The following is a 26,773-nucleotide window of genomic DNA, read 5'->3' as shown; positions in this document are numbered from 1 at the left end:
TCTCGCGGGAAAGGCTGTGTCCGGTTTTGGAGCATCCAGGCCGCCGGATTCAGGCCGCCGATGGGGTTTCCTCCTGGGCGAGGCGTTTTTCCACCCAAGCCAATTCGCCTTGCAGGCTGTTATCCTCGGGCACCAGTTCGGCCCAGAGCGCGGCCCCGGCCCGCGCCTTGCGGTAATACCCCAGGGCGGTGGGAATATCCCCGGTCTGGTCGCACAACAGGCCCAGCTTGGCGTAGTTGACCGCGATTTCCCGCTGTAGCGCGGCATCGGGACTGCCTTGTGGCATCAAGCGCTTCAGTAGGTTGGTGCGGGCGCGGTAGTGTTTGATGGCCGCTTCCGGTTGGGATTGCGCCACCGAGATTTCGCCCGCCCACCGATGGCATTGGGCTAGTTGGCGCTTCCATTCCAGATTGGCGGAATCCTGGCCCGAGAGCTGGGTATAGGCGGCGATGGCCTGCCGGTAATGTTCCAGGGCGGGCTGGATTTCGCCGCGTTCGCGCAGGATTTCGGCGAGCTGGCCGTGGACCCGCGCCGGGGCGGCGGCGGATTTGGGGTTCGCGGGGGTTTGTCCGGCCAGTTTTTGGTAAATCTCCAAGGCCGGACCCAAGGCGTCCAGGGCCGCGCCGACCTGTTTCTGCTTGCGATACAGCCCGGCCAGCCGTTCGAAAGCCGCCGCCAGGGCGTATTCCCGCTCGCCATCGGCCAGGGCCGCCGAGGGGAGGGCCGAGCGCTGGGTCAGCCCGGCCCGGTAGCTGTTGCGGGCCTTGTCCAGGTCGCCGCCCTGGGCCAGGGCTTCCCCGGCCTTGAGATAAAGGCTCCATTGCCCGAGCTGCCAATCTTCCCGGCCAGGGTCTTGCGCGGTCAGGCGCTTGCGGATGCGGAGGCTTTTCAGATAGGTGTCGAGCGCGCCCGCCGCGTCGCCCCGCGCCGCCAGGATGTCGCCGGTGCGTTCCCGTATCCGCGCCAGTTCGGCCAGCCAATCCCAGGCTTCGGCGTCCGCCGCCACCGCCCGCGCCAAGCCCGCCCCGGCATGGCGATACATGTCCAGGGCGCGTTGTGGCAGGCCATGCGCCATGTCCATATCGCCCAGGAACGCGGCCAGCCGGGCGCGACAGGCGAGGTCGGCCTGGGTTTCCTGGGCGCTGTGTTCGCGGGGGTCCGCCGTCAGGGCGCGGGCGTGGGGGGCCAGCGCCGCCAAGCGCCGCCAATCGTCCGCCGCCGCGCAGGTCGCGGCCAAATCGTGCAGCACGCTGACCGCCGCCCGGTGCAGCGCCGCCAACCGGCGCAGGTCGTGGTTGGCGATCCGCATGGTGTGTACGGTGAGGGAATGTAGGTGTAGATGACCACCGGTGGCTTCGCCCAGGCCGAGCCGGTCCAGCACGGCGATAGCCGTCCCGGCGTGGCGCTGGGCCAGTTCGGCGGCGCTGGGCCGTGGTATTCCCAGGAGTTCGAGGCAACGCGCCCGCAGCGGATGTTGGCGCTGTTGTTCCCCGCACAGACCGCTGGCCGCGAGACAGTCCACCACGAAATCCAGCGGCAGGGGCGCGTCGGCCAGGTTCGCCGCCAGCCGTAGCACATCGTGGCCCGCTTCCCCCATCGCGCTCATGGCCGCGAGCAAGGCACCGGCCAGGGCGGTTTCCTGGGCCTTGGGCAGGCCGCTGTGCAGATTGGCGGCGACGATCACGGCCCCATAGGCTGGATCGCCCAGCCGCCGCCGCAACGCGGTGTAAGGGGCGTTGCGCTGGCGGCGGTTGCCGCGGGCGGCGGCGTTGCCCGCCGTGATCGCCAGGGGTTGGCGGCCCAGTTCGTCCAGCAACCGGGCGGTCGCGGCCCGTTCGGGACCGCTGGTGGGCGGTAGGTTCCAGGTCAGCAAGCGCCACGCGGTTTCCTCGTCCAGGGGGGGAAGGTGGATGCATTCGAGCTGTTCGTCGTAGCGTTGGCCGCGGGTGGTGAGCAGGGTGCGGCCCAGGTGGCCCGCCGGGGCCAACCATTGCCGGAGCGCCGGGCCGTTCAGTCCTTCGGGCAGGTCGTCCACGATCCACAGGAACGGCTGTCCGGCCTGGGCCAGGCGGCTGCCCAGCCGTTCCAGCAGGGCGGGGGTGTCGGCGGCGGGTGGGGTCGGGTCTTGCGGCGACAAGGTGTGCAGGAAGGCCAGGAGCTGCATCTTGAGCGGCGGATTCTCGGCCAGCTCGGCCACGCTGGCGGTGGGCTTGGCCTCCCGCGCCGTCAGCCAGAAGATGCCGCCGGGGAAGGCCGGGCCGAAACGGTGGACGTATTCCCGCGCCAGGGTGGATTTGCCCTGGCCTTCGAGGCCCGCCACAGCCACCACCGGGCCGGGTTCCGTATCGGCGGACGGGGCGGGGTCCGGGCTTAGCCAGGCGTGGATATCCCAGAGTTCCCGTTCGCGCCGCAGGAAGATCAAGGTCGGTTCGGGCCGTTCCTGATGGGCCGCGTGCCAGGGCGGCGGAACCCAGGGCCGGGCCTGGGCCAAGCAACCGACCAGGGCCGCGCAATGGGTGTGGAGGGATGCGGCCAGCGCGGCATGGCCGGGTGCGTCCTGGATATCCGGCGCGGCGGCATAGCGCCAGTCCCGGAGTCGCACCGGATAGATATGCCGGGTTCCGGTCCCGGCGTTAACGAGTAGCAGGCGGCGGGCGGGCGGGGCGGTGGCGTGGTCTTGGGCGGAAAAAACCGCCGCCAAGTGGGTTTGAGCGGCGCGGGATTGGAAATAATCTTCCGAAGCCCAGATCAAGCAGGCTTTGGCTAGGCCGAATCCGGCGGGCAGGTCGGGGCATTCGTGGGCGGGTGCGGTGCGGTAGGAAACGCCCCGTTGGCGCAGGGCTTCGAGCAGCGGGCGCACGGCGGGGCCGTGGGCGGGGGTGTGGCTGATGAGCAGGTCGTAGCTGGGGGAGTCTGGCACGGTGGGGGTCGGGGTGGGGTTGGGGTGGCATCATTGTAGCGGGGTTCCGGGCTGGGTCGCAGGCTTCGTTGGGTGGCGGCTTGTCCATTGGGGAGCTTGCGCCACCCCCGCCCACCGCCCGCCGATTCCGCGGCATAATCCGCTCCATCTTCACTCTCCGAGGCAATCCCCCATGTTCACCGGCATCATCCTGGCGGTAGGCACCTTATCCCGCATCGAACCCCAGGGCGGCGACTGCCGCCTCACCATCGACACCGGCAAGCTCCCCCTGGCCGATGTGAAACTCGGCGACAGCATCGCCGTCGGCGGCGTGTGCCTGACCGCCGTCGAACTCGGCCCCCGCCATTTCTGCGCCGATGTGTCGAGGGAAACCCTGTCCCGCACCACCCTGGGCGAGGCCAGGACCGGCGCGCAGGTCAATCTGGAACTGGCCTTGCTGCCGACCACGCGGCTGGGCGGGCATCTGGTCAGCGGCCATGTCGATGGCGTGGGCGTGGTGGTGGATAAGCACGCCGATGCCCGCTCGGTGCGCTTCACCGTCGAAGCCCCCGCGCCGCTGGCCAAATACATCGCCGAAAAAGGTTCGATCTGCGTCGATGGCATCAGCCTCACCGTCAACGCGGTGGATGGGGCGCGGTTCGGTCTCAACATCGTGCCCCACACCCTCAAGGAAACCACGCTGGGCAGCACCGAAACCGGGCGGCGGGTCAATCTGGAGGTCGATCTCCTGGCCCGCTATACCGAGCGCCTATTGCTGGGCGACAAGGCGGCGGAGGGTGGTTCCGGCGTGACGATGGCATTGCTGCGGACTTCGGGTTTCGTGGCCTGATCCGAGGTTCCCGCCCTGCGGACCCGACCGGCCCCCGGATGGTGTAAGCTACCGCCCCCCATTCCACCGACGACGGCAATGAACACCAGCGAAGAAATCATCGAGGATATCCGCCAAGGCAAAATGGTGATCCTCATGGACGACGAGGACCGCGAGAACGAGGGCGATTTGGTGATGGCGGCGGTCCACACCCGGCCCGAGGATATCAATTTCATGGCCCGCTATGGCCGTGGCCTGATCTGCCTGACCCTGACCCGCGAGCGTTGCCAGCAGCTCCGCCTGCCCTTGATGGTCAACGAGAACAAAACCCCGCATTCCACCAATTTCACCGTGTCCATCGAGGCCGCGACCGGGGTCACCACCGGCATTTCGGCGGCGGACCGCGCCCGCACCATCCAATGCGCCGTGTCGGCCTACGCCAAGCCGGACGATCTGGTCCAGCCCGGCCATGTGTTCCCGCTGATGGCCCAGCCCGGCGGCGTCCTCAACCGGGCCGGCCACACCGAGGCCGGTTGCGATCTGGCGCGGCTGGCCGGGCTGGAACCCGCCGCTGTGATCGTCGAAATCCTCAACGAGGACGGCAGCATGGCCCGCCGCGCCGACCTCGAACAATTCGCCGAATTGCACGGGCTCAAGATCGGCACCATCGCCGACCTGATCCATTACCGCATACAGAACGAAAAGACCGTGGAACGCATCTGCGAATGCGAATTCCCCACCGAGTACGCCAAGTTCCGCCTCTACGCCTATCAAGACCAGGTGGACCAGCGCCTGCATCTGGCCCTGACCCTGGGCCAGGTGTCGGGACCGGAGCCGGTGCTGGTGCGGGTGCATGGGCGGAACCTGCTGCGGGATTTGCTCTGCGGCCGCCGCGGCGATGGCGGGCTGACCCTGAAACGCGCCATGCAGCGCCTCGCCGAGGAAGGCCGGGGCATCCTGGTGGTGATCCGCCGCGAGGAGGACGATAAATCCCTGGTCGAGCGTATCCACCATTACCAGATGCAAGACCACGGCATCGCCATCGCCCCGCCCGAGGAACATTCCGAGGACTGGCGCACCACCGGCACCGGGGCGCAAATCCTGGCCGATTTGGGCGTACACAAGCTGCGGGTGCTGGGGAGTTCGCCCAAGAAATACCTGGGGCTGTCGGGCTACGGGCTCGAAGTGGTCGAGTATGTCGCCGCGGAGTAGCGCCGCAGCACAGCCTCCATCCCCGGAATCCAAAGCTTGCTTCGGATGCGGCCCAAAGCGGGCTTTGGACGCCATAACCCGATTTTCCCCAAGATTCACGACCCAAGGAAAACTCCCATGAACGACATCAAAACCTACGAAGGCCAACTCCTCATCCATGGCGCGAAGTTCTGCATCGTGGCCTCGCGCTTCAATAGTTTCATCGTCGATCAACTGGTCGGCGGCGCGGTGGACGCCTTGCTGCGCCACGGGGCCAAGCACGCCGATATCGATCTGGTCAAAGCCCCCGGTGCCTATGAACTGCCGCTGGCGGTGCAGAAAGTCGCCGAAACCGGGCGCTACCACGCCATCGTCGCCGTGGGCGCGGTGATCCGGGGTTCGACCCCGCATTTCGACTACGTGGCGGGCGAATGCGTGAAGGGCATGGCGACCGTGTCCCTCAAGCACGGCCTGCCGGTGGCCTTCGGTGTCCTGACCGTCGATACCATCGAACAGGCCATCGAGCGGGCCGGCACCAAGGCCGGCAACAAAGGGGCCGAGGCGGCGCTGTCCGCCGTGGAAATGGTCAACCTACTGCGCGAGATCGACGCCGGATGAGCAACCCACGCACCCTGGCCCGGCGCTGCGCCACCCAGGCCTTGTATCAATGGCAGATGGCCCAGGGCAATCTGGCCGACATCGAGGCGCAATTCCTGGAGGAACTGGCGGTGGCGCGGGAACTGTCGCGCCGTTTCCGCGCCGGGCAGGTCTTGACCGTGGCCGAGCGCGACATGCTGGAAGAGTCCTTGGAAAAATATTGCCGCTCCCGGCCCGAGGAAGAAGGCGAGGGCGACGCCCTGGAATCCATCGCCCTGGAAGCCCTGCTGCCCCAATGCTGCACCCCGGATATCCACGAAGGCTATTTCAAGGAATTGCTGCACGAGGTGCCGGCCCGGATCGATGTCATCGATGCCGCGATAGGCGAATTCTCCGACCGCCCGGTCCACGAACTCGGTCCGGTGGAACGGGCCATCCTGCGGCTGGGCGCGTATGAGCTGATGTTCAAGCCTGAGTTGCCCTACCGGGTGGCGGTCAACGAAGGCATCAACCTTGCCAAGCAATTCGGGGCCAGCCAGAGCCACAAATTCGTGAACGGCCTGATGGACAAGCTGGCCCGCAAGCATCGGGCGGCGGAATTCGGTCGCCGGGTGCAACGCTAGTGGCCTTGGGCGAATTCGATCTGATCCGGCGGTTTTTCACCCGGCAGCCGGTCCGCCACGCGGGTACGGCGCTGGGCGTCGGCGACGATTGCGCCTTGCTGCGCTGCGAAGCGGGCGGGGCGTTGGCGGTGACAGTGGATACCCTGGTGTCCGGGGTGCATTTCCTGCCCGAGGTCGAACCGGACAGCCTGGGTCACAAGGCGCTGGCGGTGAGCCTCAGCGATTTGGCGGCGATGGGCGCGGAACCGCGCTGGGCCACCTTGGCGCTGACCTTGCCGGAGGTTGACGCGGACTGGTTGGAAGCTTTTGCCCGCGGCCTGTTCGCCTTGGCCGAACGGCATGGCGTCGAGATCATCGGCGGCGACACCACCCGCGGTCCCTTGTCGATCACCCTCCAGGCCATGGGCTGGGTGCCGGAAGGGCGGGCCTTGTGCCGCTCCGGGGCGCGGCCCGGCGATGGCATCTATGTGAGCGGGCCTATCGGCTCGGCAGGGTTGGGCCTCAAACAGCGCCTGGGTCAGACCGACCTTCAAGACGCTGCGGCCCTGGCCCGCTTGGAACGGCCCGAACCACGAGTCGCGCTGGGCTTCCAACTGCGCGGGCTGGCTTCGGCCTGCATCGATGTCTCCGACGGGCTCGCCGCCGACCTGGGCCATATCCTCGCGGCCAGCGGTGTGGGCGCGGCGCTCGACTGCGCCGCCCTGCCGCTAACCGATGGGGTGGCGCGGTATATCGCCGCGACCGGCGATTGGGCTATGCCCTGGCATGCAGGCGACGATTACGAATTGTGTTTCACCGTCTCCGAGGACAAGCGGGACGAACTGGCGCGGCGTCTGGCCGGGACCGGCCTGGCCGCGTTCCCCATCGGGCGCATCGAAGCGGAACCGGGCTTGCGGCTCCTGAAGGAGGGCCGCCTGATCGACCTGAACCCGAGTGGCTATGAACACTTCTCCCACGCCTAACGCCTCCAAGGCCAAATCTCGCCTACGTATCCCGGCCCGCCGGGTATTCGGCGATCCTTATTGCTTCCTGGCGTTCGGCTTCGGTTCGGGGCTGGCCCCGGTCGCGCCCGGAACCTTCGGCACCTTGGCGGCGGTCCCGGTCTACGCGCTGGTGGCGGGGCTGGCATTCCCGGTTTATGCGGGGCTGGTGCTGGGCTTGTTCGCGGCGGGCGTGCCGATTTGTCAGCGCTGTGAACGGCGCTTGGGGATACACGATCATTCCGGCATCGTCTGGGACGAGATCGTGGGCTTTTTGATCACCATGGCGGGCGTGCCATTTTCGTGGCCGGCGGTGGTGTTGGGTTTCGCACTGTTCCGGTTGTTCGATGTGTTGAAACCTTGGCCGATTTCACGGCTGGACCGGGACGTGGCGGGCGGGTTCGGGGTGATGCTGGACGACGCGCTGGCCGGGGTGTTCGCGGCTTGCGGTTTGCACCTGCTTTTGCCCTACGTAAGTGCTTGAAGCGGAAAGATTTAGCGGATTTGTAAAATAAGGCTTGCTTAATTCCGAAGGGTTCTGGTATAGTATATGCAGTTGACGCGGGGTGGAGCAGTCTGGTAGCTCGTCGGGCTCATAACCCGAAGGTCGTAGGTTCAAATCCTGCCCCCGCTACCAAATAAAACAAAGGCTTACAGATGAAAATCTGTGAGCCTTTTTGTTTTTGGCGGTTCATGTAGCCCCAGTGTAGCTCGCAACGATCCATCCCAATCATCACTTCCCGGCGAATCACCGCCATCATCAACAGAGATCGTCCTCGATTTGCCGCCGGAATTGATCCTGCTTCCGCAGTTCGCGGCTAAGCGCCCTCAAGGTGGGCCTCACGCCGCCCTTGAATGCATTGTTGGCGACCTTGGCTTTGCCCGCCTGCGTTCTTGGCCCGGTCGAGTTCAACCATGGGCGCGATTGGCGGCATAGTGCCGATTGCCGCGCCCGTTCCTCTGCCGTCCAGTGTCTCGCCATTCTTCGGCTCCGTTATCAGTTTGTTTTGCGCAACTTGGGAATGATTCGACCCGGTGTTTTTTGCCGGGCGCGTGCGTGGGGGCGTGGATGTCGCCGTGCCGTTGTTCACTTGCTGGTGCCCTTGCGCGATGTTGGCTTGTTGGGCGATGACCACGGATGGGTTTTTCATCGTCGCCAAGGCTTCCAGGGTCCGTGCGCATTGATTTTGGGCGCGGAACGCCAGTTTCAGATAGGTTTCGGTGGTTCCCAGGTTCTTGCCCATGTTCAGGGCGGCGCGTTCGGCCAGGGCGTGGAACATAGCATCCAGGCTATGCGCTTGGGTATTCAACATCGCTTCAAGCTGGCGTAAATCCCCATCCCACACCTCGTCGTTCCGGGCCTGTAGTTCGCGGGTGATTTCCGCCATATCCAGGCTTCCGGGCGGGGCTTTCGAGTATAAATAGTCGGTATAAGCCGCCCGGAAGGTGGGCCAAATCGCCGTTTTGGTATGCCCTTTTTTGGCTCCCGTATCGGCTTTATCGGGAATGCCGGGCTTTTCCGGTAAGGGTTTGTCTGTTTCCTGCTTCGTCATCTTGGAGCCTCACTCGAAGGGTTTTATGAGTCGGATCAGTTCGCTGTTACCTGTCGCCAAAGCCAAGGTTAGGCAATTGCCCGATTCCTCGAATTCCAAGCCAAGGCAGTGGGTGTTTTCGTAGCCATAATATTCCGCGTTGACGTTTGCGCCTTGCTCGATCAGGAACACGGCGGTTTCGACATGACCATTCAATAGCGCTTCGGTCAGGGCGGTTCCACGGCGGAAATCATCGGGCTCGCCTATTTCAAATTCGTCGTTTATATCTACGAATCGTTGCGCAAGGATGTATTTCAATAGTTCCGTGCGTCCCAGTTTAGCGGCTTCGTGCATAGGACTCCAAGAATAGCCGCCAGATTCGATATGGGCTGAGAATTCTTTCAGTCTTTCCAAAGCATTATCCCGGATGGCATCGAAAGCATCATATTGGATCATGCTTTACCCTTCATGCGTTTTTGATAATCTGAATCTGCGGTGCGTAAAGGTCAAAGTTTTCGTCCGCCGATATGATGGGGATATTTTCGCTCAGGGCTGTGGCTAGCAATATCCTGTCGAATGGATCGCGGTGGTTTGGATATAGCGGAATAGTGCCATAGGTATCGATATGGCGGGTTTGCAGCATAAGCAGATTGAAGCCGTCTTGTTCCGCACGGGTGGTTAAAGCGGCTATGGATAAATCCAATTCTGGCAATTTGCCTATCTTCTGCTTTATGGCTATCTCAAGGAACGAGATTTGACTGACGAAAATCTCGTTATTTTGCAGTAGGTCTATTGTCTGCGCGGTCAGCTTTTCGGGGCTGATTATCGTCCAAATCAGGATTTGGGTATCTATTAGATGGCGCATGTTATTGATACTCGCTCAGGTCTTCCAGCGGCTCGTTAAAGCTATCGGGAATGGCATAACCTTTACCGGCCAAGCTGCCTATCTTGACGCCTTTGCGCGGGCTTTCTGTGGGCTTCACGTCATCGGCGAGAAACATCACCACAACCTTGGTTTTCCGCAAGGTTGGCGGGGCTTCTTCAAGTGTTACCTTGCCGTTTTCATAGATACCTTTAATCGCGGTGTACATGGGGGTTGGCTCTTGAGTGGTTAATGGGGTGGGGTTTGGCGGGACTGTAGTTCAAACGCCGCAGGCCATCAATCCGGGGTTTTCGGCTTTGCTTTTTTGGTGCGCTTGGGGGCGGGTTCCGCCGACGGTGCTTCATGGTCCTGGGGATCGGCGTCTTCGTCCGGTTCGCCCTCGGTTGTGCTTGGGGTCGCGGCTTGGTTTTTCGCCCGTTCCAGGTTCAGCGCTAACAGGCGGCTCAGTATGTCTTCGTCGGTCCATTCTGGGCCGTAATCCTTCCAGCCATAGGCGGCGGCGACGGCTTTATCCAAGATTTGGTGGGTATTAATAAGCCAGGCAGGTGGTTTGTTGTACAGATTCGTCAGCGTGAGTTTTTTAACATCGGCCTCGAAGCCGGGCTTGGCAACGGGGCGTTTGGGAAAACCGGCGGCGGCTTCTTCCGGGGTTTGGACCCAATCCACCCAGATTTCCGGGTTCAGCCAGTTTTCGCGGAGTTGATTCAGGTTTTTGGCGGCTGCGGCGATTTCCGGGAAACGGGCGTCCGGGTCGGGATCGGTCAATACGCCTTCGGGGAAAGGAAAGGTCTCAAAAGTGGTGGCCGGGGTGTAGCGTGGCCTGTCTTCAAGGCTTGTGCCCATGCGTAATGACCAAAGCTCATGGAAACGGGAATGAAGAATCCCAAAAACAGAGCTATCTGATCGTGCTATAACTACAATCTGGCAGTCAGGCAATATGCAATCAACTAACCAAACAAAAAGGCGATGTTTGGATATTCTTGGAGTGGCAATATAACGTTTTATTCCCGTGATTGCTTTTCTCATGCCTGGGCGAGCTTCTGCGTGTATCCACCATTTTGTTTTGTAGGCTTCTCTACGATTTGTAGAGCGAAATTTTTCCACGAGTTCTTTAATATGAGAAAATGGCTTTTCATACAAAGTTGCATCACTGAATGACATATTAACCCCAAAATCAATTATCCATGTATCTGACTGTCTTCTAGTAATATCTAGTCCATTAGCCCATGGGCGCAATACATCACGATTTGATTTGCTATTTGGATTTGGTAAATTTATCCATTTTCTTGCTATATATCCTGGAATATCAAAAGAGCCGTTTTTTTGCGTCCCTATAAATGCAATTCCTAAATTAATTGATAACCGTTTTGCCTTGGTAAGGTCTGAGAATTTTTTATTATTAGAGGTTAAGTTGGAATTTATTGTTTCCGCATTTTTTCCATCTAAAGAACTAGACGGGTTTTGAGATTTGGCTGAGAACCCTATCAGACTTACTCTAACTGCTGCTCCATCATTAACCCACTCCTCATCGCTCCAAGCCTCAAATATCCGCCCACTTTCGCAAATCCTTTCCAACACCTTCCGGCTCGCCCCGCCGCGAATGCTATTCGTCGCCACCAATCCGGCCCGCTGCAATTTCCCGCCCGCAATCTGCGCCCGCGCTTTCTCGAACCAATAAGTCACCAAATCCGCCCCGCCCGGAACCCGGCCCTTATAAAGCTTCCGCAACCGGGAAACATAATCCTCCCCCAATTCCCCGATCATTTTCTTATCGCCCAAAAACGGCGGATTCCCCACGATCACATCCGCCACCGGCCATTCCGCCTCTCCGCCATCCTCGTTCATCAAGGCATCGCGGTTTTCGATATGTTCGAGGTTTTGCAAAACCGGGTTCTCCCGCACCGGATACCCGTTTTCCCTCAGCCATTGGATTTCGCCGATCCATACCGTCACCCGTGCCAATTCCGCCGCATAAGGCTCGATTTCGATGCCCATCACATTGGCGGGCGAGGTTTCGGTTTGCGTCTGCCGGGTGAAACCGCAATTCCAGTTTTCGGCCTCGCGCCCGACCTCGTGTTCCAAATTCTTGAGGTCGCGCAAGGCCAGATACAGGAAATTGCCCGAACCACAGGCCGGGTCCAACACCCGGAACCCGTTCAAGCGCTTGAGCATGGCCTGTATGGCTTGCAAAGCGCTTTTGCGGGCCGCGTTCAGGGCTTTCTCGGCCTTGCCCAAGCGTTTGCGCAAGGCTTCCATTTCCACTTTGGCCCCCGCCGTGTCGGCTTGCGCGGCCTTGAGGATGGCTTTCTCGCGCTTCTTGGCTTCCTTTTGGGCCGCGTCCAATTCGGCCCGTGCGGCCAGCAAAGGCGCTTCGACCTTGTCTTTAAGCGCCTGCCATTCGGCCCGCAAAGGAGCGATCACCACCGGCTGGATGATTTTGCCAATGGTCTTGGGATCGGTGTAATGAGCGCCGCGCTCGGCGCGGTTCTCCAAGCCGTTCTCAAACAAGGTGCCGAAAATCGAAGGTTCGATGGCGTTCCAATTCTCGGCGGCGGCTTGGCCAAGCGCCGCGATTTCGGCGGGCAACAAGGGCAGCGGTGGGGCGTTGTCGTTGAATAGGCCACCGTTGAACCACTTGATGCCATCGGCCCCGAAGGTTCCGCCTTTCTTCATGGCGCGGAACAACTCTTTCAGGAAGCCGCCGAACCGGGCCGGGTCGCCCTGGCTATTGGCGATAATCCGGGCGAACAACCCGGCGGGTAACAGGCCGCAATCCTCGGCGAACAGGCAGAACACGATGCGGATCAGGAAATGGGAAACCGTCGGCTTGGGATGACCCCGCTTAATCAACGCCGTGGCGATGCCGCCTATATCGCGGGCGACCGCTTGGGTGACATCCAGCGTGGTGGCCTTGGGGCGGAAGGTTTCGACCCCATCCTCGGAAAAGAGGTTGCGGAGCTTTTGTAGATTCTCCGGGCGTCCGATTTCTTCGATGGGAATGTGGTGGGTCTGGCTCGGATGGCCGTTGAAGCGGGTTTTGATACGGATCATTTCCCGGTCGCAGACCACCAGCAACGGCGGGTTATCCAGCCTATCGGCATACCGGGTGACTTGTTCCAGGGCTTTGTCCAAATCCACGCCGGGCGCTTTGTTCTCCCAGGCGAAGCAGCCTTTTTTCCAGACATCGGCCCACCAGGTTTCTTTGCCATTTTGCCCGGTTTGTTTGCCACGCTCGAAGCAGTAACTGTCCGGGTCGAGGGGTTCGGGAACATCGAGCAAGCGGCATAAATGGATAAAGTGCAATTGCGCACCGGCCCGCTCGTTGAGCTTGTTGTCTTTCCATTTGGCAATGAATTCTTGCGGGGTCATGGCTTTCCTTATGAAGCAGATTAGAAACGTGATCGGATTGTTATGGGCGGAATTGTCCCATGTATCACTGTGCCGGTCATGGGGCATTATTTGCCGTTTTGCCGTCCAATCCCGGCCAACGCTCCCGCCCCTGTCGCCCATCGGGATCATCCGGCTTAGGCACATAGCCCGCGCAACGCCGGGGCAAACCGGGAACCGGCGCATAATGCCGCGCTGCCACGATCTCGCCCCGCCATGCCGCCAGACAGCGCCCCGCCGGGGTCAAATTCGCGCATTGAGCGCAACATCGCCGGTCATCCTCGACCACCACCGGAACCAGGTTCTCTCCGGCCCGGTTCAGGAAATAAGCCAACGGCTCAGCACATCGCCGACGATGGCGGCATCGGTTTCGCCGATATGGGCCAGCCAAGCCCGAACGCGGGCCAGTTCCGCGATAACCGGCTCGCGTTTCACTGCTTTGATTTCAGCCAATGGCCCACTTGGGCTACCGCAAAAACTGTAAAAAGGGCTTTTTGCGGTTTTTGCAGTAGCCGCCATGGGCGTATCGGACCCGGCGGGCGGCGGATTTGGGGGCGGGCCGTCGGCGCAACATTCGGCTTTCAGCCGCTCCAAATAACCCATCATCCCAAGCCCCGCGGGTTAACCTCATAGACCCCGCGGGGACGCCCGCCGGTTTCCTGCTGCCGACAAACCAGCCAATCGAGTTCGACCAACAGGCGTAAGGCATCGGCCACTTGCTCGCGGTCGGACAGCAACGCCCAACCCGGTCGCCAGACTTCCCAGCTTGCGAAAGTGCCGGGCAAATCGCCCTTGCGGATGCGTTGCAGGATGGCCTTGGCCGCCGACACTTCGGGCGTGGCGACACTGGCATAGGCGCGTTGCGCGTGGGTTTCCAAGTATTCGGCCCAAGCCAGGGCTTGCAACGTCGCCGCATGGTCCACCGGCCCGGTACGGTTATCGGCCAAATGCAGCGCCAAAGCCAAGCTCGGAACCAGCTTCCGATATTTGGAAAGATGCGATTCCATGGCCGGATGCAGATCGCCGCCGCGCACTTTGGCCTCAAGGTCGGCTCGCCACTCCCGGAATAGCGCCAGCCCATCAACATCGAAACGAAGGTAGGGCAGGCCATCGGGCTTGCCGGTAGCGGTGTCGGTGTCTTGCACCGCGCCGACGGCTGCCGGGTCCAGGCTATCCAGACGCCCGAAAACCCGATGGGCCTCGCGGCTGGCGGCGCTATCCGGCCAGCGGTCCACGTCCCGCCAATCGCCGCCGATGTCGGGCCACACCAGCAACCCGAAGCGCTGAATCAACCCATCGTCGGCGGAACCGCCGCGCACCGCCGCCCGGATGTATTCGGCAATCCGGCCCGGTTGTGTCGAACCCAGCAAGGACAGGCACACCGCCGGGATATGTAGGTTCATGCCCCGCGTGATGCGGTCGAACGTGTAGGGACTGTCGCCATTCCAGCCGGTCAGATAGAAACCCCGCGCTTCGGACTGGTCTTCCCGGTCAAGGCTCTTCAACAGGGATACCAGTTCATCCCGGAACACCATCAAGCCGTTCGGATTCTGCCGGTGAAGCTCGCCCAAGGCTTCCGCCGTGGAATTGTTGGCGATGTACCGCCGCAAGACCGGCGCTTCCGGTTCCGCGCTACCGAGCCAAGCCGAAAGGTCCGCCTCGGCAGAGTTCTTCAGGGCTTTACGTGCCGCCTTCTCTCCTTCTTCGGCCCGTAGCTTGGCAACTTTCAGTGCCAGCCGGTATTCGTCCGTGGCCGCCGCGTGGCACTCGGTGGCTTGCGCCGCCAGCCGTTTCAGCGGCGACAATGCGGCTTCCATGGCCGGTGATTTCAGCACACCGGGACGCCCGACCAACAAAGCCCATTGGTTCGGTGCCACCGTCCAATCGGTTTGCGCTTGCGGACGGATGCCTAGCTTACGGCCAATCACCGTGCCCAATCCGGCCATGATCGTCGCGGCCACATAATCCGGCGGGCATTGGACGCGCTCGCAAATATCGCGTGCCCAGGGTCGCAAGGTTTCCGGCAACAGGGCGTAATCGAATGCCGCCACGGGTGGCAAGCCTTGGGGCAAAGGTTTGGGTTCCGGCCAGTCGCCCGCGCCGGAAACATCCGGGGTCTGCGCTGGCGGGTCCGGTGGTGGGCTGGCGGCACGGGCCAGGGCTTCGCGCACCGCGTCCGCGCCGCGCTCATGCCATACATCCCAGAAATCGCACTTGCGCCCGTCCAGTTGGGGAATCGCCACCCGACCGCCTATTTCACGCGCCGCCGCCAGGGCGGCAGACAAGCCGGGATTGCCGCCATTCGGCTTGAGGTCGTTGTCGGCGATAAACACGATTTCGGCATCCGGGGCCAGTTCGCGCACCGCCCGCGCCACGGGCAGCAGACCGTCCTTGTCCATGGCCGCAGCGGCTGGCGGGCTATCCGCCGCCACCACCGCCGCCACTGTTGCCAGTCCCTCGCCGATGAACACCCGGCTTGCGCCGCGAATCCGGCCAAACGGGTAAAACCCACCGCGCTTCTTGCCAGCCTTGAGATAGTCCTTGTCGCCATCGGCATTGATAGCTTCGAGAGTCCATACCCGACCATCGGTGTGATAAATCGGGATCAACAAGGCATCCGTCCAACCCCGTTGCGGCCATGCGCCGCGCTTCACCATCGGCCCCAAGGCAAGGCATTTCTTGATGGCATAAGCATGTCCTGCCGGATCGGCATTCGCCCCCGCCAGAATATCGGCAGCCACTTGCGCCGCCTCCTCATGTTGCCGACGTTCCTCGATTGCGGCTTGACGCTTGGCTTCGGCGATTTGGCGCTTGAAGGCTTCGCGTTCCGCCGACGAATAACGCCGGTCGGATTCAGCCTGCCAATGCTCGGATAGGCCGGAACTGAAATCGCCGAATACCCCGCCGCGTCCGTCGGGAAACAGCTTGCACCACCCGGCGTCATCGCCCCGGCCCTTGTCGATGCCGGGGAAGCGGTGGAATTTCCCCGGCTCGATCAAGTCCGGCGGGTTCAATCCGGCGGATAGCATCGCCGCCCTGAATGGCTCGGTTGCGCCGCGCATCATCCACCTCCCAGCGCCGGAAAACGGCGTCTTGGGGTAGAAGCGGGTGGGTTATGATAGGCCGTTCGATTCTGATGAGCCCCGTACCCGGTGCCAGCCGGGGCGGGGTTTTTGCTGTCCATCATCGCCGCCCCCTATGCGCCTTCGGGCTTGTCGCCCATTTGCAGGAGGCGCTCCGAAGCATCGGACGGCCAGAGGAGCCGACCATTCGGCAGCTTTTTGGGAAGGATGCCGAAATAGCTCCCGGTGCGGCATACCCGCGCCCGGATCGATTGCGGCTTGATGTTGAGTTGGGAAGCGAAGGCTTCCGTCGAAAGATTGAATTGCATGTGGATACATCCGAATAAACCCGCTTGCGCGGTATGGACGTATCCTCAACCCTTGGGATGGGCTAAATCGGGGGGTTTTCCGCAACTACCACGCTATTTTTGTTGTGGGGATGCAACGCAGGTCATCGCGGTTTGCGCTTGAGGCGCTTATTCCACTCCTTCCAATAAGACAGCGCCGCGTCATATCGGCTTGCTGGCCCTGCCTATCACACCATGCCAGCAATACGGGAGGGTTTTTCCGGGAAGGCTTATCAAGCTACCACCCGTAAACCCGGCTTGGCTTGCTCCGCGTCGAACGGCAAACCCGCTTGTTCCAACATCCAAGCCTCGATCTTGGAATGCCACATGCGCAGTAGATCGAGGGGGCGAACCCGGTAATGCTTCTCTGCGGTCGCGGATGGCTTATGTCCCATGATTTGTGCCACGATGCCCGCCGGGCATTCGATCCATTCCGCCAAGCTACCGAACGAACGGCGCAACCCGTGCAAGGTCAGGTCTTCTATCCCCGCCTTGGCGAGCGCCCGGTTATGGGGAATGCGGGGTTCCTGTAGCCGACCGGATGCGGCGGCGGGGCTGGAAAACACCCACTCGTTGCGGCGGGGCAGGGCGGCGAGAAGTTGGGCCACGTAGGGGGTTAAGGGAATGGTTCGCTCTCCTTCCACCTTGTCGCGGATGGTCATGGCGTTCCATTTGAAATCCAGGTTATCCCAGGTCAGCCCGGCCAGTTCCTCGCGCCGTGCGCCGGTCAACAGCAGGGCTTGGAGATAGGCCGAAATCACCGGGTTATCGAGCCCCCGGACAGCGGCGAACCAATCGGCAAGCTGTTCCCGCTGTAGCACATCGCGCTTGGCTTGTTTTTTCGGCAGGTTTTGGCGGGCCACACGGCTTTCGCAAGCTTCGCGTTGCGCGAGCCCCGCATATTCCGGGGTATCGCCGCACCAGTTCAAGAAGCCGCGTAGCGCACCGAACCCGAGCCGGGCTTGCGCGGGTCGTTTGGCGGTTTCATCGCGCAGCCATGCCTTTACCCGCGCCGCGTCGATTTCCATCAACCGCAACGGCATCAAGGATGCCAGCGCACCGGGCAATTTCTTGCGGTTTCCTCGTTTGGCCGGATCGCCGCCCTGATAGGACAGGTTGATGTGGTCGGTAAGATGGCGCTCGCTCCATTTGTGGCGGCGGGCCTCGATATAGACCGCCCAGGCTTCGGCCATGGTCACTTCGCGGCGAATCAATTCTTCGCGTTTCGCATGGCTCGCGGCGGTCTTTTCGGCCTTGGCGACACGCGGGTCTATGCCTTGGTCAACCAAGGTTTGCAGGTGGCGGGCTTCGGCGCGGGCGTCATCGATCAGCCAGTCGGACACCGAGCCAATCGTCACCCTGATTGACGTGCCGGCGAGTTTGCCCCCGAAGATGAAGGACTTGGCTCCGGCCCCCGTTGCCCGCACAGCGAGTCGCGGTACATCGGTATCCCAAAGAAAATCCTGTCCTTTGCCGGACTCGCAGGTAAAGGCGGTTATCCGCTGTAAGGTGAGCCGTTGACGATTCATGGCGTTGCTCCGAAGGTTGATGGGGCTGGCTACATTGGATTTTATGCAGCCCTTATGTAGCCCGATTCTATCAATCCCGATCAACGCCAAGCAACCGAAATGGCTATATGTTTTTCACCTTTTCAAAGACTTATGTGTTTTTTGGAATCCAGATCAACGCCGAAAAATGCTTAGTTTTTCGGGCTCATAACCCGAAGGTCGTAGGTTCAAATCCTGCCCCCGCTACCATTACCAGAAACGCCCCGTCGGCCGAACTCAGTAGGCTGGCGGGGCTTTCTTTTATCTGCGCGTAAATTCCTTCCTGGTCGGCTTCCAGCCGAACTTCCTTCAGATACTCCTTCAAAATCATCCTGGCGTTGGTCGGGGATTTGGATAGCGTCGTCCGCAAATCCAGAATCCGGCGGCGGTATTGCGCCATCACATCTTATCCACCAGCCACTTTCAAAGTGGTTTACCCGGTTGGCGAAATCGGGTTATGTAAGTCCCTGATTTTGCTGTGGCCCATGTCGCCGTTGGTGGCGTCCTACGCTTCGACACAGAAAAACGGCCTTTTCAACCCATTGATTTAGAAGGGCTATTTTTACACTTTGAAAGGGCTGATCTTATCCACTTAACCGGCTGTTCAAATTTCCGGAGCCACTTCTCTCAACCCGCCCGCATCAATTCCAACAAATCCTCCGCCCCGATCTTGGCACTGATCTCGCCGCCCTCCAAGAGGCTGTCGGCCAATTCCCGCTTATGCCGGTGCAGGGAGACGATTTGCTCCTCGATGGTGCCCTTCGCCACCAGCCGGTAGACCGTGACCGGGCGGTTCTGGCCGATGCGGTGGGCGCGGTCGGAGGCTTGGTCCTCGACCGCCGGGTTCCACCAAGGGTCGAGGTGGATCACATAATCGGCGGCGGTCAGGTTCAGCCCGGTCCCACCCGCCTTGAGACTAATCAAAAACACCTCGCCCTCCCCGGCTTGGAAAGCTTCCACCCGCGTCTTGCGTTCGGGCGCGGGGGTCTGGCCGTCCAAATATTGGTAGGCGATGCCCTTGCGGTCCAGCAATTCACGGACCAGGGCGAGATGGTCCACGAACTGGCTGAACACCAGCGCCTTGTGGTGGTTCTCCAATAGCTCGCCCAACACATCGCCCAGCAGGTCCAGCTTGCTGCTGGAAAGACCCAGTTCCGGCGCGACCAGGTTGGGATTGCAGCAAGCGCGGCGCAGCTTGGTGATGGCCGCCAACACCCGGAAGCGCTGGTCCTGGATCGGGCCTTCGGTCTCGTCGAGTTCGTCCAGGAGCTTCCGGCGCAATGCCTCGTAGAACGCCGCTTCCTTTTCGCCCAGTTCCACCCGTAGCTCGATCTCGGTGCGCGGCGGCAATTCGTCCAACACCTGGGCCTTGGTGCGGCGCAGGAGATAGGGTTGGATCAAGCGTTTGAGCCGCTGGCGGGCCTCGCGGTCCTGGTCGCGCTCGATGGGACCGGCGAAGCGCTCGTTGAAGCTGGCCAGGGAGCCCAACAAGCCGGGGTTGATGAAGCGGAACAAATTCCACAACTCGCCCAGATGGTTCTCGACCGGGGTGCCGGTGGTGATGAGCTTGAAATCGGCCTGCAAAGCCATGGCCTGCTGGGAACGGCGGGTGGCAGCGTTCTTGATGGCCTGGGCCTCGTCCAGGACCAGGGTGCGCCAGCGCACCTTAGCGAGCAACTCGCCCACGGCTTCCTGCTGTAACAGCCCGTAGCTGCAAATCAACAGGTCGTAGGGGCCGAGTCCATCGATCAGGGATTGGCGGTCGCCGCCGGTCAGGCTTCTGGGCTTGAGGGTGGGTGCGAACCGGCCCACTTCGTTATGCCAGTTGAACCCCACCGAGGTCGGCGCGATCACCAGGGACGGGCCTTCGGCGGCGCGGCTGAGGATCAAGGCGATGGCCTGCACGGTCTTGCCGAGGCCCATGTCGTCGGCGAGGCAAGCCCCCACGCCCCAAGCCGCCAAGCGGGCCAGCCAGACGTAACCATCGCGCTGGTAATCGCGCAGTTCGGCTTGCAAGGTGCCGGGCAACTGTGGCTGGAACCGCTCGGCCTCGCGCAATTGCTCGATGCGCCGCTTCCAGGCTTGATCGGTCTTGACCTGGCCCAGACCCTCGGTCAGTTCCTCCATCACCGGCAAGGCCAGGGGATGGACCCGCCGCCCCTGGCCATGTTGCTCGGTATAGCTCCGCAAGTCTGCCAGCCGCTTGCGGAAGGCATCGGTCAAGGCCAGGAAGCGGTCGCCGTCCAGGCGCAGGAACCGGCCCGGACTGGCATCCAGCAAGGCCAGCAGGGTTTGCATCTGGATCACTTCGCCGTTGTCCAGCTTGAGTTGGCCATCGACCGCGAACCAATCGCGCTGCTGGCGGAATTGCACACTCATCTGGCCCGAATCAGCCTGTCCCAAGACCTTGAACTTCTCGCCCTGCGGCCATTCGACCACGGCCTTGTCGGCGCCCGCCGCGCCCAGTTCCAGCAAGAATTGCAGGCTGCTTTCGGTATCTTCCATGAACCATTGGCAGGGCTGGTCCGGGTCGGCGGATTCTTCCAAGGCGGGGCAGGCCACGATCAATTGCGCCACCCGGCGGCGTTCCTCGCGCAAATTGCGCTCGGTCTGCAAGCGGCGGCCCCCGAGTTCGGCGATCAAACCGGCCCCGCCCTTGCCCGGTATGAAATAAGCACCTTGCTCGCCGAAAGGACGCACCAGCACCGCCACCCGCAAGCCCTCGCCTTCCGGCAGCAATTGCACCCTGGGGCAGTTGTCGGCCACCACGGTCTCGGCGGTGGCGGATTCCACCGTGCCGATATCGGAATGGATGGCGACCAGGGAGGACACCGCGCCCAAGCCTTCCAGGATTTGCGTCTGGGCCGAGGCCGGTGCCTCGAAACCTTCGCCGATGATGCGGACCAGGCGGTGATGCTCGGGTTTCAACTCGGTCAGCTTGAGCCGGGTCAGCCCTTCCTTGGTGATGACCAGGGTGCGGTCTTCCCGGCCGGGCTGGGGCCAGAACTCGATCCAGACCTGGCTGTCCTTCAAGCGGCGGACCCGGAGTTCGGGCGGTGCCAACACCAATTCCGCCGCCACCCCGCTGGGTTCCCAGAACACCGCCGGATGACCGGCCAGTGCCAGCCAACCCCGGTCCGACAGCCGGTAGCCGCGGGTGTAGGGGTCGATGGTGACACAAGCGGCGACCCGGCGGTCCTGTTCGGTCAGATAAGGGCGGGTGAACACGTTTTCCTGCAAGCTTTTCAGGGAGACCGTCTTGCCCTTGGTCCAGCTTTTGCCGCTGCGCTTTTGTTCGCGGGCCTCCAAGGAAAAAGTATCGGAATAGTCTTCCGCGACCAACCACGCCAGCCGTAATTCGCCGCCGGTTTCGGCGGATTCGGGCCGGGCGGTGGGTGCCGACGGGGCGCTGTTGCGGATGGCGTTGAGCATCCGTTCCCAGGACGCTTGGAAGCGGACCCGGTCCACGACCAAGCCCAGGCCGGTACGCTGTTTGAAGGCGGCGGCGGCTTCGGCCAGCCCGGCTTTATGCGGCTGCAAGCGGGCTTGCAACTGGGCCAGTTCGGCGGCGGGCCAGGCCAGTTCCAGGCGTTCCGCCCGCTCCCGCAATGGATCGAGTTGGGACAGGTAGGGGGCGAAGGACTGCGTCTTATCGTCGTAGCGGTGCAGGAGGAGCAAGCCGATCCACAGGGTCCAGGGACTGGCCGGGGCGGCTTTTTTCAGGGCGTGTTCCAATTGCTGCCGGTAAGGGTCGAGGTGCTTGGCGTCGCTCTCTATCGGCAGGCCGCGCTTGAACAGCCAATGGATATCGGTGAACGGCGAGTTCACGAAAGGCTGCTCCAGCAAGCCCTGGGCTTTTTCAATATCCTTGCCCTGGTTGCGCAGGCTCAGGGCCAGGAGATAGAACACCCCGCCCAGGCCCGGCATGAAGGCTTTGCGCTGGCCGCTTTCCCGGCGGTAGTGGCGCAGGGCTTCCTCGAAACTTTTGATGGCCGCGTCGTCCTGGCCGTGCAACAGGCTCAAGATACCTTGGACGCTGGCGGTTTCGACCCCCGGCTTCAGCCCTTCCAACCAGCTCTGCGCCGCTTGTGGCTCGCCGCGCAGCACAGCGGCCAGGGCCATGATCGGGCCGGCCCCGCCCAACTCCCGGTTTTGCTCGGCCAGCATGTGGTAGGCCGCCGGGTCCATCTGCCAGTCCATGGTGAGTTGATAGGCCGTACCGGGCAGGGCCAGCTTGCGGACGTTGGCCGACAAGCCCCGGAACCAATCGCCGTCGAAAGGATTGGCGCAAATCATGGCGTACACCACCTGCGGATGCTCGAACAAACCCCATTCCGGGCCGTAATAGCTATAGCGGGTCCGCCGCAACATGGCGCACATGCGCTCGCTATACGCCTCGTCGTTCAGATAAAGCCCGATCCGCACTTCGCGGATCAATTGCTCGGGGCTCTCGAACAGGAAGTCCCCCGGCTCGGCCCGGAATCCGGTCAGGCTCCGCCCGAACGGCCAGGCCTTACGGGCGCGCTGGGCGAAAGACTCAAACCGCCCCGCGGCGGCCAGATACCGGGCCACCCGCTCGACCAGGGCCGGGGCACACTTGAGCAGGTGGCCGGTGCTGGCGCTGGGCATCCGGCCCCGCACCCGCACCAAAAATCCCTGGCGCTCGCAAGCCTCGGTACTCAGTCGGGTTTTGGAAACGATGCCCAAACTGTTCTTGATTTGGGAAACCGACAGCGGTCCCCAATTCACCGCCAGCAGATTGATGGCCTCGCGCTCTTTCTCGGGCAAGGCCAGATATTTCGCCATCCAATCGTCGGCGACACCTTCATCAACAGCCATCCAAATTCGCCTCGTCAACACAACAATAGGGAAATTTTCGCATAAACCGGGAAACGGCGTCCCGGCTCAGGGGCGGGGAAACCGGAACTTTTGGCCTTCCCATTCCAGCACTAAACAATCGGCCCGAATATCCAGCAACAAGGCCTCGCCCGGAATACGGTCGCCCACCCGGTATTTACGCATATCGATGATGGCGAAGCGTTCTTCCGGCAGGCTGGAGTAGGCGAAGATATTGATCTTGAACTGCGGCAACCGCTGGCGGAATTCGCCCGGCAAGGCGCTGAGCCAAGGAATCGGGTCGTGGGCCAGGCGCTCCGCTTGGGGCGCGGGTTGATCCGCCTCGTCCCCCCGATCTTCCTCAGCGGGCCGGGGCGGCGGTGGACGCAGGGCAGGACGCAGCTTCGGCCTCGCCAGAACCGGAGACGCGGCCTCGCCGTCTTCCGTCCAGGCCAGCTCGGGCGTGTCTGCCTCCGTCAGTGGCGCGGGCTTGGCTGGTTTCGCCGTATGCGGCTTGACAGTGTGGACGGCGGGCTTGGCGGGCGCTTTGGCCTCGGTGGACAGGTGCGCGGGCTTCGGGACGGTGGATGGGGCGACGGGCGGCGGGTTCAGGCTGACGACGGCATTGGGCGCGGCGTCGGCGGATGCCTTGGGCGTGACGGGCGCCACTGGCGGGGCCGGTGGCGAGGCAACGGGCGCATCCGGCTGGCTCCGGCCCCGGTCGTAGAGAGCCAGCCAAGCCAGCCCCAGGCCGTTCACCACCAACAACCCGGCCAGCAACCAGCCTATCCAATGCGGACGCCGCGGCGGCGGCTGGTTGAGCAAATGCGGCAAGGTGGGCGTCTGGGCCGCTTGGCGGTCGCGCTCGGATTTGCGTAGGGCTTCGAGGATATAGGACATGGACGCGCTTCCAACTTCAATGGGGAGGAACGGCTTCGAGCCGCGGAACCGCCGGATCACCGCCCAGCGCCTCCAGATAAATCAGGGTCTGCGTTCCCACCTTGCCATCGGGCACCAAGCCGTGTTCGGTCTGGAAGGCGACGACGCGGGCCTTCAAATCGGCATCGAATTCTTCTTCCCCGCCCAGCGACGCAGGAAGCCGCAACCGCTCCCGGACCCAACGCACCAGCGGCGTCCGCTCGCCGGGCACCAGGGTCGCGGTCCCGCCCAAGGGCGGCTGCCAGAGCAAGACCGCATCGCCCTTCCACAATGGCAGCAATTCCGCCAGATCGTAGCCATGGACGCCCGCGCCCCAATCCAGTTCGACCCGGCCAGCGGCCACGGCGGTCAAGGCGGCATAGCCCCGCCCGCCGCCGGGCAAGACCAGTTCCAACAGCGCCGGATGGTCGAAGCTCCGCAGTTTGAACCACGTTCCATGCCAGGACAGGCAACGCAGGCCGTGTTGCCCGGCATAGGTACAGGGGTCTTCGCTGGCGGCAGGCGGTTCCCGTTGCCACAGCGCCAACAAGCGGGCGAACGCCGCCGCACGGGTCGGTGCCGGATCGGCCAGGGCTTGGGCGAGCGGCACGGCGGCGGGCGGCTCCGGCGGCTGGGTGGCCGGGGCCTGGATTGGAACCGGGGTGGCGGGCGTGGCGTTGGCGGTCGGGGACGGCGGAGCGGGAGGCTGGGTCGGCGCTTGGGCCGGGACCGGCGGCGGCAATGGGGCCACCGCTGCGGATGGCTTGGGCGCTTCGCCGACGACGGTCTTCCGCGCCGCGCCGAGCCAAGCCGCGAAATCCGGCCCAGGCACGGGCCGAAAATACGCCAGCCCGGCCAAAGCCCCCAAACCCAAAGCCACCCCGGCGGCAGCGGCCCACCACGGCCAGCGCGGCGGGGTCCGCTCCGCCCGCAGTTCCCGAACCGATTTGCGGACGATGCCCCGGTCCACCTTGCGCCGCCCCAGGCTGTACGCGCCCAGCAAGGCACGGTCGCACAACACGTTGATCAAGCGCGGCACGCCCTGGGTGCGGCGATGGATTTCGGCCAGCGCGGCGCGACTGAAAATGGTTTCCTCCGTGCCGCCCACCGCCAAACGGTGGCGCACATAGTCGGCGGTTTCCGGGCGGGACAAGGGATCGAGGTGGTAACGCGCCGTGATCCTTTGCGCCAACTGGCGCAAATCCCGCCGCGCCAGCAATTGCCCGAGTTCGGGCTGGCCCACCAGGATGATTTGCAACAGCTTGGCCTGATGGGTCTCCAGGTTGGTCAGCAGGCGGATTTGCTCCAACACCTCGAAACTCAGGTTCTGGGCCTCGTCGATCAGGACGATGGTGCGGCGGCCCTGGGCGTGAGCGTCCAGCAAATGCCGGTTCAAAGCGTCGATCAAGGGCTTGAGGCTGGCCCCGGCGGGATGGGCGATATGCAGTTCGTCGCACAGGCTCTCGACCAACTCCCTGGAATCCAAGCGGGGATTGAAGATCAAGGCGATATCCACGTCTTCCGGCAACTGCTCCAACAGGCAGCGGCACAGCGTGGTCTTGCCGGTGCCGACCTCGCCGGTCAAGGCCACGAAGCCGCCGCCGACGCCGATGCCGTACAGGAGATGGGCCAGGGCTTCCTTGTGTTGGGGGCTGAGATAGAGATAGCGCGGATTGGGCGCGATGGAGAACGGCGGTTCGGCGAACTTAAAAAACTGGGTGTACATCGGGTTTCAGTCGGGATCGCCGGGATATTCGAGGCTTTGCACCGTCCATGCTGCCGCCCCGCCGGGGTTCAGGGCGCGGCAAAGATAGGGCCGGACCGCGCCGTCCCCCGCCCCGACCTTGACCAGATAGCGGTCGAAACCCAAATCCCAGGCGGTGTAATCGGCGGGCGGGTGGGCGGCGTGGGCGGCCTTGGCGCATTGGGCATGGGCTTCGGCGGTCTTGGCGTTCTTGACCGCCACCGCCGAGCCGCCGAGATCGGGATCGCCCCGGAAGAATTCGCTATCCACCACCTGGAACACCAAGAACAGCGCGAGAAAGAAGCCGCCGAACGCGGCCAACAAAATCAAAGGTCCAGAGAGCTTGGGCATGGGCTGATCCTCCTGGGCTGGATTCTACCCGATCCGGCCCAAGGCCATGGCCCGCCCCACGCGGGATTGACGGATAACCCGGCTTCTGTTGGAGTCCAAACGCCCGGTCACTGCACCACGACATCCAACAGAGGAGAACCGATATGCGCACGATCATCATGACGGCATGGCTGGCGGCTGCGCTCTATGGCGGCGGGGTTTGGGCTTATGGCGGCGGCGGGGGCGGCGGGGCGGCCTGCGCCGAACCCAGCTTCCAGGAAGCCAAGCCCGAAGGTCCCGTGGCCGCGCTGTCCGAATTCGGCTTCATCGCTTCCGACAACACCGACATCGACAGCCTCGGCATCGAAATCGGCACCGGCAAAATCACCCCCACCATCACCCAACGCCGCAACGGCGACTACGAGGTCAAAGCCAGCCTGCCCCAGCCCATCGCCCAGCCGGGCAAGGTGCGGGTGGCGGTCGAGGCCAAGAGCAAGGAAGGCTGCTGGGGATCGTTGATCCGTTTCGTGGAGGTGAAGCCCTGACGGGCCGGGGCGGGGCCGATGGCCCCGCCCTTTTCCAGGCGGGTCAGGCGGGTCCGGGCGGCGACGGGGCCTCGTCGCTGGCGTATTCGACCAGCGCCCGCTCGACGATGTCGCGGCACCGCAGCAAGCGCTGGTACTCGGCCTTGTCCACCTGGACCGTCTCCCCGCAAGGCGCGGCACCATCGGGCGGGGCGACCGCTTTCACCGCCTCGAACAAAGCCTCTTCCAGCCGGAAAATCCGCTCCGCCGCCCGCTCCAGATAGGGCAAGGGATTGGCCTGGATATTGGATTCGTGCGAAGGTTCCAGGGACAGGCGCTCGCGGAAATCCCGCACCACCTGCCGCGCCTTCTTGCCGAAATCGTGTTCGATGATCTTCATTGCAGTACCTCGCTTTCAATGCCCCGCACCAGCCCGTATCCACAGGGCCGATCCGCGCCAAATCCACAGTATCCGGCATTTCCGAAGCCAGAGGCCAGGACCCGGTGGCTTGGCTCGGGTTCCAAGCTTAACGCCACGGTAACA

Annotated in this window: 23 protein-coding genes and 1 tRNA gene; 8 read left to right on the top strand and 16 right to left on the bottom strand. The window is 62.8% G+C overall.

What is annotated here, in order from left to right; genetic code table 11:
* Positions 1-49 precede the first annotated feature (49 nt).
* On the bottom strand, positions 50-2,920 hold the full coding sequence (locus B9N93_RS09855; protein ID WP_085213178.1) for a tetratricopeptide repeat protein: 2,871 nt from the start codon (positions 2,918-2,920) through the stop codon (positions 50-52).
* A 172-nt stretch (positions 2,921-3,092) separates the two neighbouring features.
* Between B9N93_RS09855 and B9N93_RS09850 the strand changes: the two genes are divergently transcribed.
* The 7 genes from B9N93_RS09850 (at position 3,093) to B9N93_RS09820 (ending at position 7,756) form a co-directional block, all read left to right on the top strand.
* The gene (locus tag B9N93_RS09850; RefSeq protein WP_085213176.1) at positions 3,093-3,749 is read left to right on the top strand and encodes a riboflavin synthase; all 657 of its coding nucleotides are present in this window, start codon (positions 3,093-3,095) and stop codon (positions 3,747-3,749) included.
* Between the two features lie 78 nt (positions 3,750-3,827).
* Positions 3,828-4,940, top strand: coding sequence for a bifunctional 3,4-dihydroxy-2-butanone-4-phosphate synthase/GTP cyclohydrolase II (gene ribBA / locus B9N93_RS09845; protein ID WP_085213174.1), 1,113 nt, complete (start codon positions 3,828-3,830; stop codon positions 4,938-4,940).
* 117 nt (positions 4,941-5,057) lie between these two features.
* The gene (gene ribH, locus B9N93_RS09840; protein ID WP_085213172.1) at positions 5,058-5,537 is read left to right on the top strand and encodes a 6,7-dimethyl-8-ribityllumazine synthase; all 480 of its coding nucleotides are present in this window, start codon (positions 5,058-5,060) and stop codon (positions 5,535-5,537) included.
* The gene (gene nusB / locus B9N93_RS09835; protein WP_085213170.1) at positions 5,534-6,139 is read left to right on the top strand and encodes a transcription antitermination factor NusB; all 606 of its coding nucleotides are present in this window, start codon (positions 5,534-5,536) and stop codon (positions 6,137-6,139) included. Before ribH ends, nusB begins: the two co-directional genes overlap by 4 nt.
* Positions 6,139-7,101 (top strand): thiamine-phosphate kinase, encoded by a 963-nt coding sequence (gene thiL / locus B9N93_RS09830; RefSeq protein ID WP_085213168.1) that lies wholly within the window; start codon positions 6,139-6,141, stop codon positions 7,099-7,101. The genes nusB and thiL overlap by 1 nt, the downstream gene beginning before the upstream one ends.
* Positions 7,079-7,603, top strand: a complete 525-nt coding sequence (locus tag B9N93_RS09825; RefSeq protein WP_085213166.1) for a phosphatidylglycerophosphatase A family protein — start codon at positions 7,079-7,081, stop codon at positions 7,601-7,603. Before thiL ends, B9N93_RS09825 begins: the two co-directional genes overlap by 23 nt.
* A gap of 76 nt (positions 7,604-7,679) precedes the next feature.
* A tRNA-Met gene (locus B9N93_RS09820) sits at positions 7,680-7,756 on the top strand.
* A 181-nt stretch (positions 7,757-7,937) separates the two neighbouring features.
* Here B9N93_RS09820 and B9N93_RS09815 read toward each other — a convergent pair.
* The 14 genes from B9N93_RS09815 to B9N93_RS09755 form a co-directional block, all read right to left on the bottom strand.
* Positions 7,938-8,672 (bottom strand): hypothetical protein, encoded by a 735-nt coding sequence (locus B9N93_RS09815; RefSeq protein ID WP_085213164.1) that lies wholly within the window; start codon positions 8,670-8,672, stop codon positions 7,938-7,940.
* A 9-nt stretch (positions 8,673-8,681) separates the two neighbouring features.
* On the bottom strand, positions 8,682-9,107 hold the full coding sequence (locus B9N93_RS09810; RefSeq protein ID WP_085213162.1) for an ankyrin repeat domain-containing protein: 426 nt from the start codon (positions 9,105-9,107) through the stop codon (positions 8,682-8,684).
* Between the two features lie 10 nt (positions 9,108-9,117).
* Positions 9,118-9,516 carry a type II toxin-antitoxin system VapC family toxin gene (locus B9N93_RS09805; protein ID WP_085213160.1) on the bottom strand — a complete coding sequence of 133 codons (399 nt, stop codon included), beginning with the start codon at positions 9,514-9,516 and terminating at the stop codon, positions 9,118-9,120.
* Position 9,517: 1 nt separating this feature from the next.
* A complete protein-coding gene (locus B9N93_RS09800; protein ID WP_085213158.1) occupies positions 9,518-9,742 on the bottom strand; it encodes a hypothetical protein in 225 nt (74 codons plus the stop codon).
* Between the two features lie 68 nt (positions 9,743-9,810).
* The gene (locus B9N93_RS09795) at positions 9,811-12,903 is read right to left on the bottom strand and encodes a class I SAM-dependent DNA methyltransferase (RefSeq protein WP_125468917.1); all 3,093 of its coding nucleotides are present in this window, start codon (positions 12,901-12,903) and stop codon (positions 9,811-9,813) included.
* Positions 12,904-13,239: 336 nt separating this feature from the next.
* Entirely contained in the window at positions 13,240-13,440 is a 201-nt protein-coding gene (locus tag B9N93_RS24620; protein ID WP_125468916.1) for a hypothetical protein, read from the bottom strand.
* A gap of 83 nt (positions 13,441-13,523) precedes the next feature.
* Positions 13,524-15,986 carry a DUF3987 domain-containing protein gene (locus tag B9N93_RS09790; protein WP_125468915.1) on the bottom strand — a complete coding sequence of 821 codons (2,463 nt, stop codon included), beginning with the start codon at positions 15,984-15,986 and terminating at the stop codon, positions 13,524-13,526.
* A gap of 131 nt (positions 15,987-16,117) precedes the next feature.
* Positions 16,118-16,312, bottom strand: coding sequence for a hypothetical protein (locus tag B9N93_RS09785; protein WP_085213154.1), 195 nt, complete (start codon positions 16,310-16,312; stop codon positions 16,118-16,120).
* A gap of 251 nt (positions 16,313-16,563) precedes the next feature.
* The gene (locus B9N93_RS09780; protein WP_085213152.1) at positions 16,564-17,859 is read right to left on the bottom strand and encodes a tyrosine-type recombinase/integrase; all 1,296 of its coding nucleotides are present in this window, start codon (positions 17,857-17,859) and stop codon (positions 16,564-16,566) included.
* 184 nt (positions 17,860-18,043) lie between these two features.
* Positions 18,044-18,277: a hypothetical protein gene (locus B9N93_RS09775; RefSeq protein WP_085213150.1), complete on the bottom strand. Its 234-nt coding sequence runs from the start codon at positions 18,275-18,277 to the stop codon at positions 18,044-18,046.
* Positions 18,278-18,504: 227 nt separating this feature from the next.
* Positions 18,505-22,716 carry a DEAD/DEAH box helicase gene (locus B9N93_RS09770; protein ID WP_085213148.1) on the bottom strand — a complete coding sequence of 1,404 codons (4,212 nt, stop codon included), beginning with the start codon at positions 22,714-22,716 and terminating at the stop codon, positions 18,505-18,507.
* Between the two features lie 66 nt (positions 22,717-22,782).
* A complete protein-coding gene (locus B9N93_RS09765; protein WP_085213146.1) occupies positions 22,783-23,613 on the bottom strand; it encodes a general secretion pathway protein GspB in 831 nt (276 codons plus the stop codon).
* A gap of 16 nt (positions 23,614-23,629) precedes the next feature.
* Positions 23,630-25,357 carry an ExeA family protein gene (locus B9N93_RS09760; RefSeq protein ID WP_085213144.1) on the bottom strand — a complete coding sequence of 576 codons (1,728 nt, stop codon included), beginning with the start codon at positions 25,355-25,357 and terminating at the stop codon, positions 23,630-23,632.
* Between the two features lie 6 nt (positions 25,358-25,363).
* Positions 25,364-25,726, bottom strand: a complete 363-nt coding sequence (locus B9N93_RS09755; RefSeq protein ID WP_085213142.1) for a hypothetical protein — start codon at positions 25,724-25,726, stop codon at positions 25,364-25,366.
* A 143-nt stretch (positions 25,727-25,869) separates the two neighbouring features.
* On the opposite strand from B9N93_RS09755, the gene B9N93_RS09750 reads away from it, so the two are divergent.
* A complete protein-coding gene (locus tag B9N93_RS09750; protein ID WP_085213140.1) occupies positions 25,870-26,250 on the top strand; it encodes a hypothetical protein in 381 nt (126 codons plus the stop codon).
* 43 nt (positions 26,251-26,293) lie between these two features.
* Here the strand turns inward: B9N93_RS09750 and B9N93_RS09745 are convergent, their stop codons facing one another.
* Entirely contained in the window at positions 26,294-26,629 is a 336-nt protein-coding gene (locus B9N93_RS09745) for a hypothetical protein (protein WP_085213138.1), read from the bottom strand.
* Positions 26,630-26,773: the final 144 nt, after the last annotated feature.

This window comes from Methylomagnum ishizawai, from assembly GCF_900155475.1.
GTDB lineage: Bacteria > Pseudomonadota > Gammaproteobacteria > Methylococcales > Methylococcaceae > Methylomagnum > Methylomagnum ishizawai_A.
The sequence above is the reverse complement of the archived record's forward strand: the minus strand, read 5'-3'. Positions and strand labels throughout refer to the sequence as shown.

Bases quoted from the DNA above. Each gene is read 5' to 3' on its own strand.
- B9N93_RS09800 (WP_085213158.1), bottom strand. From the start codon at position 9,742: ATGTACACCGCGATTAAAGGTATCTATGAAAACGGCAAGGTAACACTT.
- B9N93_RS09785 (WP_085213154.1), bottom strand. From the start codon at position 16,312: ATGCAATTCAATCTTTCGACGGAAGCCTTCGCTTCCCAACTCAACATC.
- nusB (WP_085213170.1), top strand. From the start codon at position 5,534: ATGAGCAACCCACGCACCCTGGCCCGGCGCTGCGCCACCCAGGCCTTG.
- B9N93_RS09760 (WP_085213144.1), bottom strand. From the start codon at position 25,357: ATGTACACCCAGTTTTTTAAGTTCGCCGAACCGCCGTTCTCCATCGCG.
- B9N93_RS09795 (WP_125468917.1), bottom strand. From the start codon at position 12,903: ATGACCCCGCAAGAATTCATTGCCAAATGGAAAGACAACAAGCTCAAC.
- B9N93_RS09805 (WP_085213160.1), bottom strand. From the start codon at position 9,516: ATGCGCCATCTAATAGATACCCAAATCCTGATTTGGACGATAATCAGC.
- B9N93_RS24620 (WP_125468916.1), bottom strand. From the start codon at position 13,440: ATGGCGGCTACTGCAAAAACCGCAAAAAGCCCTTTTTACAGTTTTTGC.
- B9N93_RS09750 (WP_085213140.1), top strand. From the start codon at position 25,870: ATGCGCACGATCATCATGACGGCATGGCTGGCGGCTGCGCTCTATGGC.
- B9N93_RS09815 (WP_085213164.1), bottom strand. From the start codon at position 8,672: ATGACGAAGCAGGAAACAGACAAACCCTTACCGGAAAAGCCCGGCATT.
- B9N93_RS09770 (WP_085213148.1), bottom strand. From the start codon at position 22,716: ATGGCTGTTGATGAAGGTGTCGCCGACGATTGGATGGCGAAATATCTG.
- ribBA (WP_085213174.1), top strand. From the start codon at position 3,828: ATGAACACCAGCGAAGAAATCATCGAGGATATCCGCCAAGGCAAAATG.
- B9N93_RS09765 (WP_085213146.1), bottom strand. From the start codon at position 23,613: ATGTCCTATATCCTCGAAGCCCTACGCAAATCCGAGCGCGACCGCCAA.
- B9N93_RS09775 (WP_085213150.1), bottom strand. From the start codon at position 18,277: ATGGCGCAATACCGCCGCCGGATTCTGGATTTGCGGACGACGCTATCC.
- B9N93_RS09810 (WP_085213162.1), bottom strand. From the start codon at position 9,107: ATGATCCAATATGATGCTTTCGATGCCATCCGGGATAATGCTTTGGAA.
- B9N93_RS09825 (WP_085213166.1), top strand. From the start codon at position 7,079: ATGAACACTTCTCCCACGCCTAACGCCTCCAAGGCCAAATCTCGCCTA.
- B9N93_RS09850 (WP_085213176.1), top strand. From the start codon at position 3,093: ATGTTCACCGGCATCATCCTGGCGGTAGGCACCTTATCCCGCATCGAA.
- B9N93_RS09755 (WP_085213142.1), bottom strand. From the start codon at position 25,726: ATGCCCAAGCTCTCTGGACCTTTGATTTTGTTGGCCGCGTTCGGCGGC.
- ribH (WP_085213172.1), top strand. From the start codon at position 5,058: ATGAACGACATCAAAACCTACGAAGGCCAACTCCTCATCCATGGCGCG.
- B9N93_RS09780 (WP_085213152.1), bottom strand. From the start codon at position 17,859: ATGAATCGTCAACGGCTCACCTTACAGCGGATAACCGCCTTTACCTGC.
- B9N93_RS09790 (WP_125468915.1), bottom strand. From the start codon at position 15,986: ATGATGCGCGGCGCAACCGAGCCATTCAGGGCGGCGATGCTATCCGCC.
- B9N93_RS09745 (WP_085213138.1), bottom strand. From the start codon at position 26,629: ATGAAGATCATCGAACACGATTTCGGCAAGAAGGCGCGGCAGGTGGTG.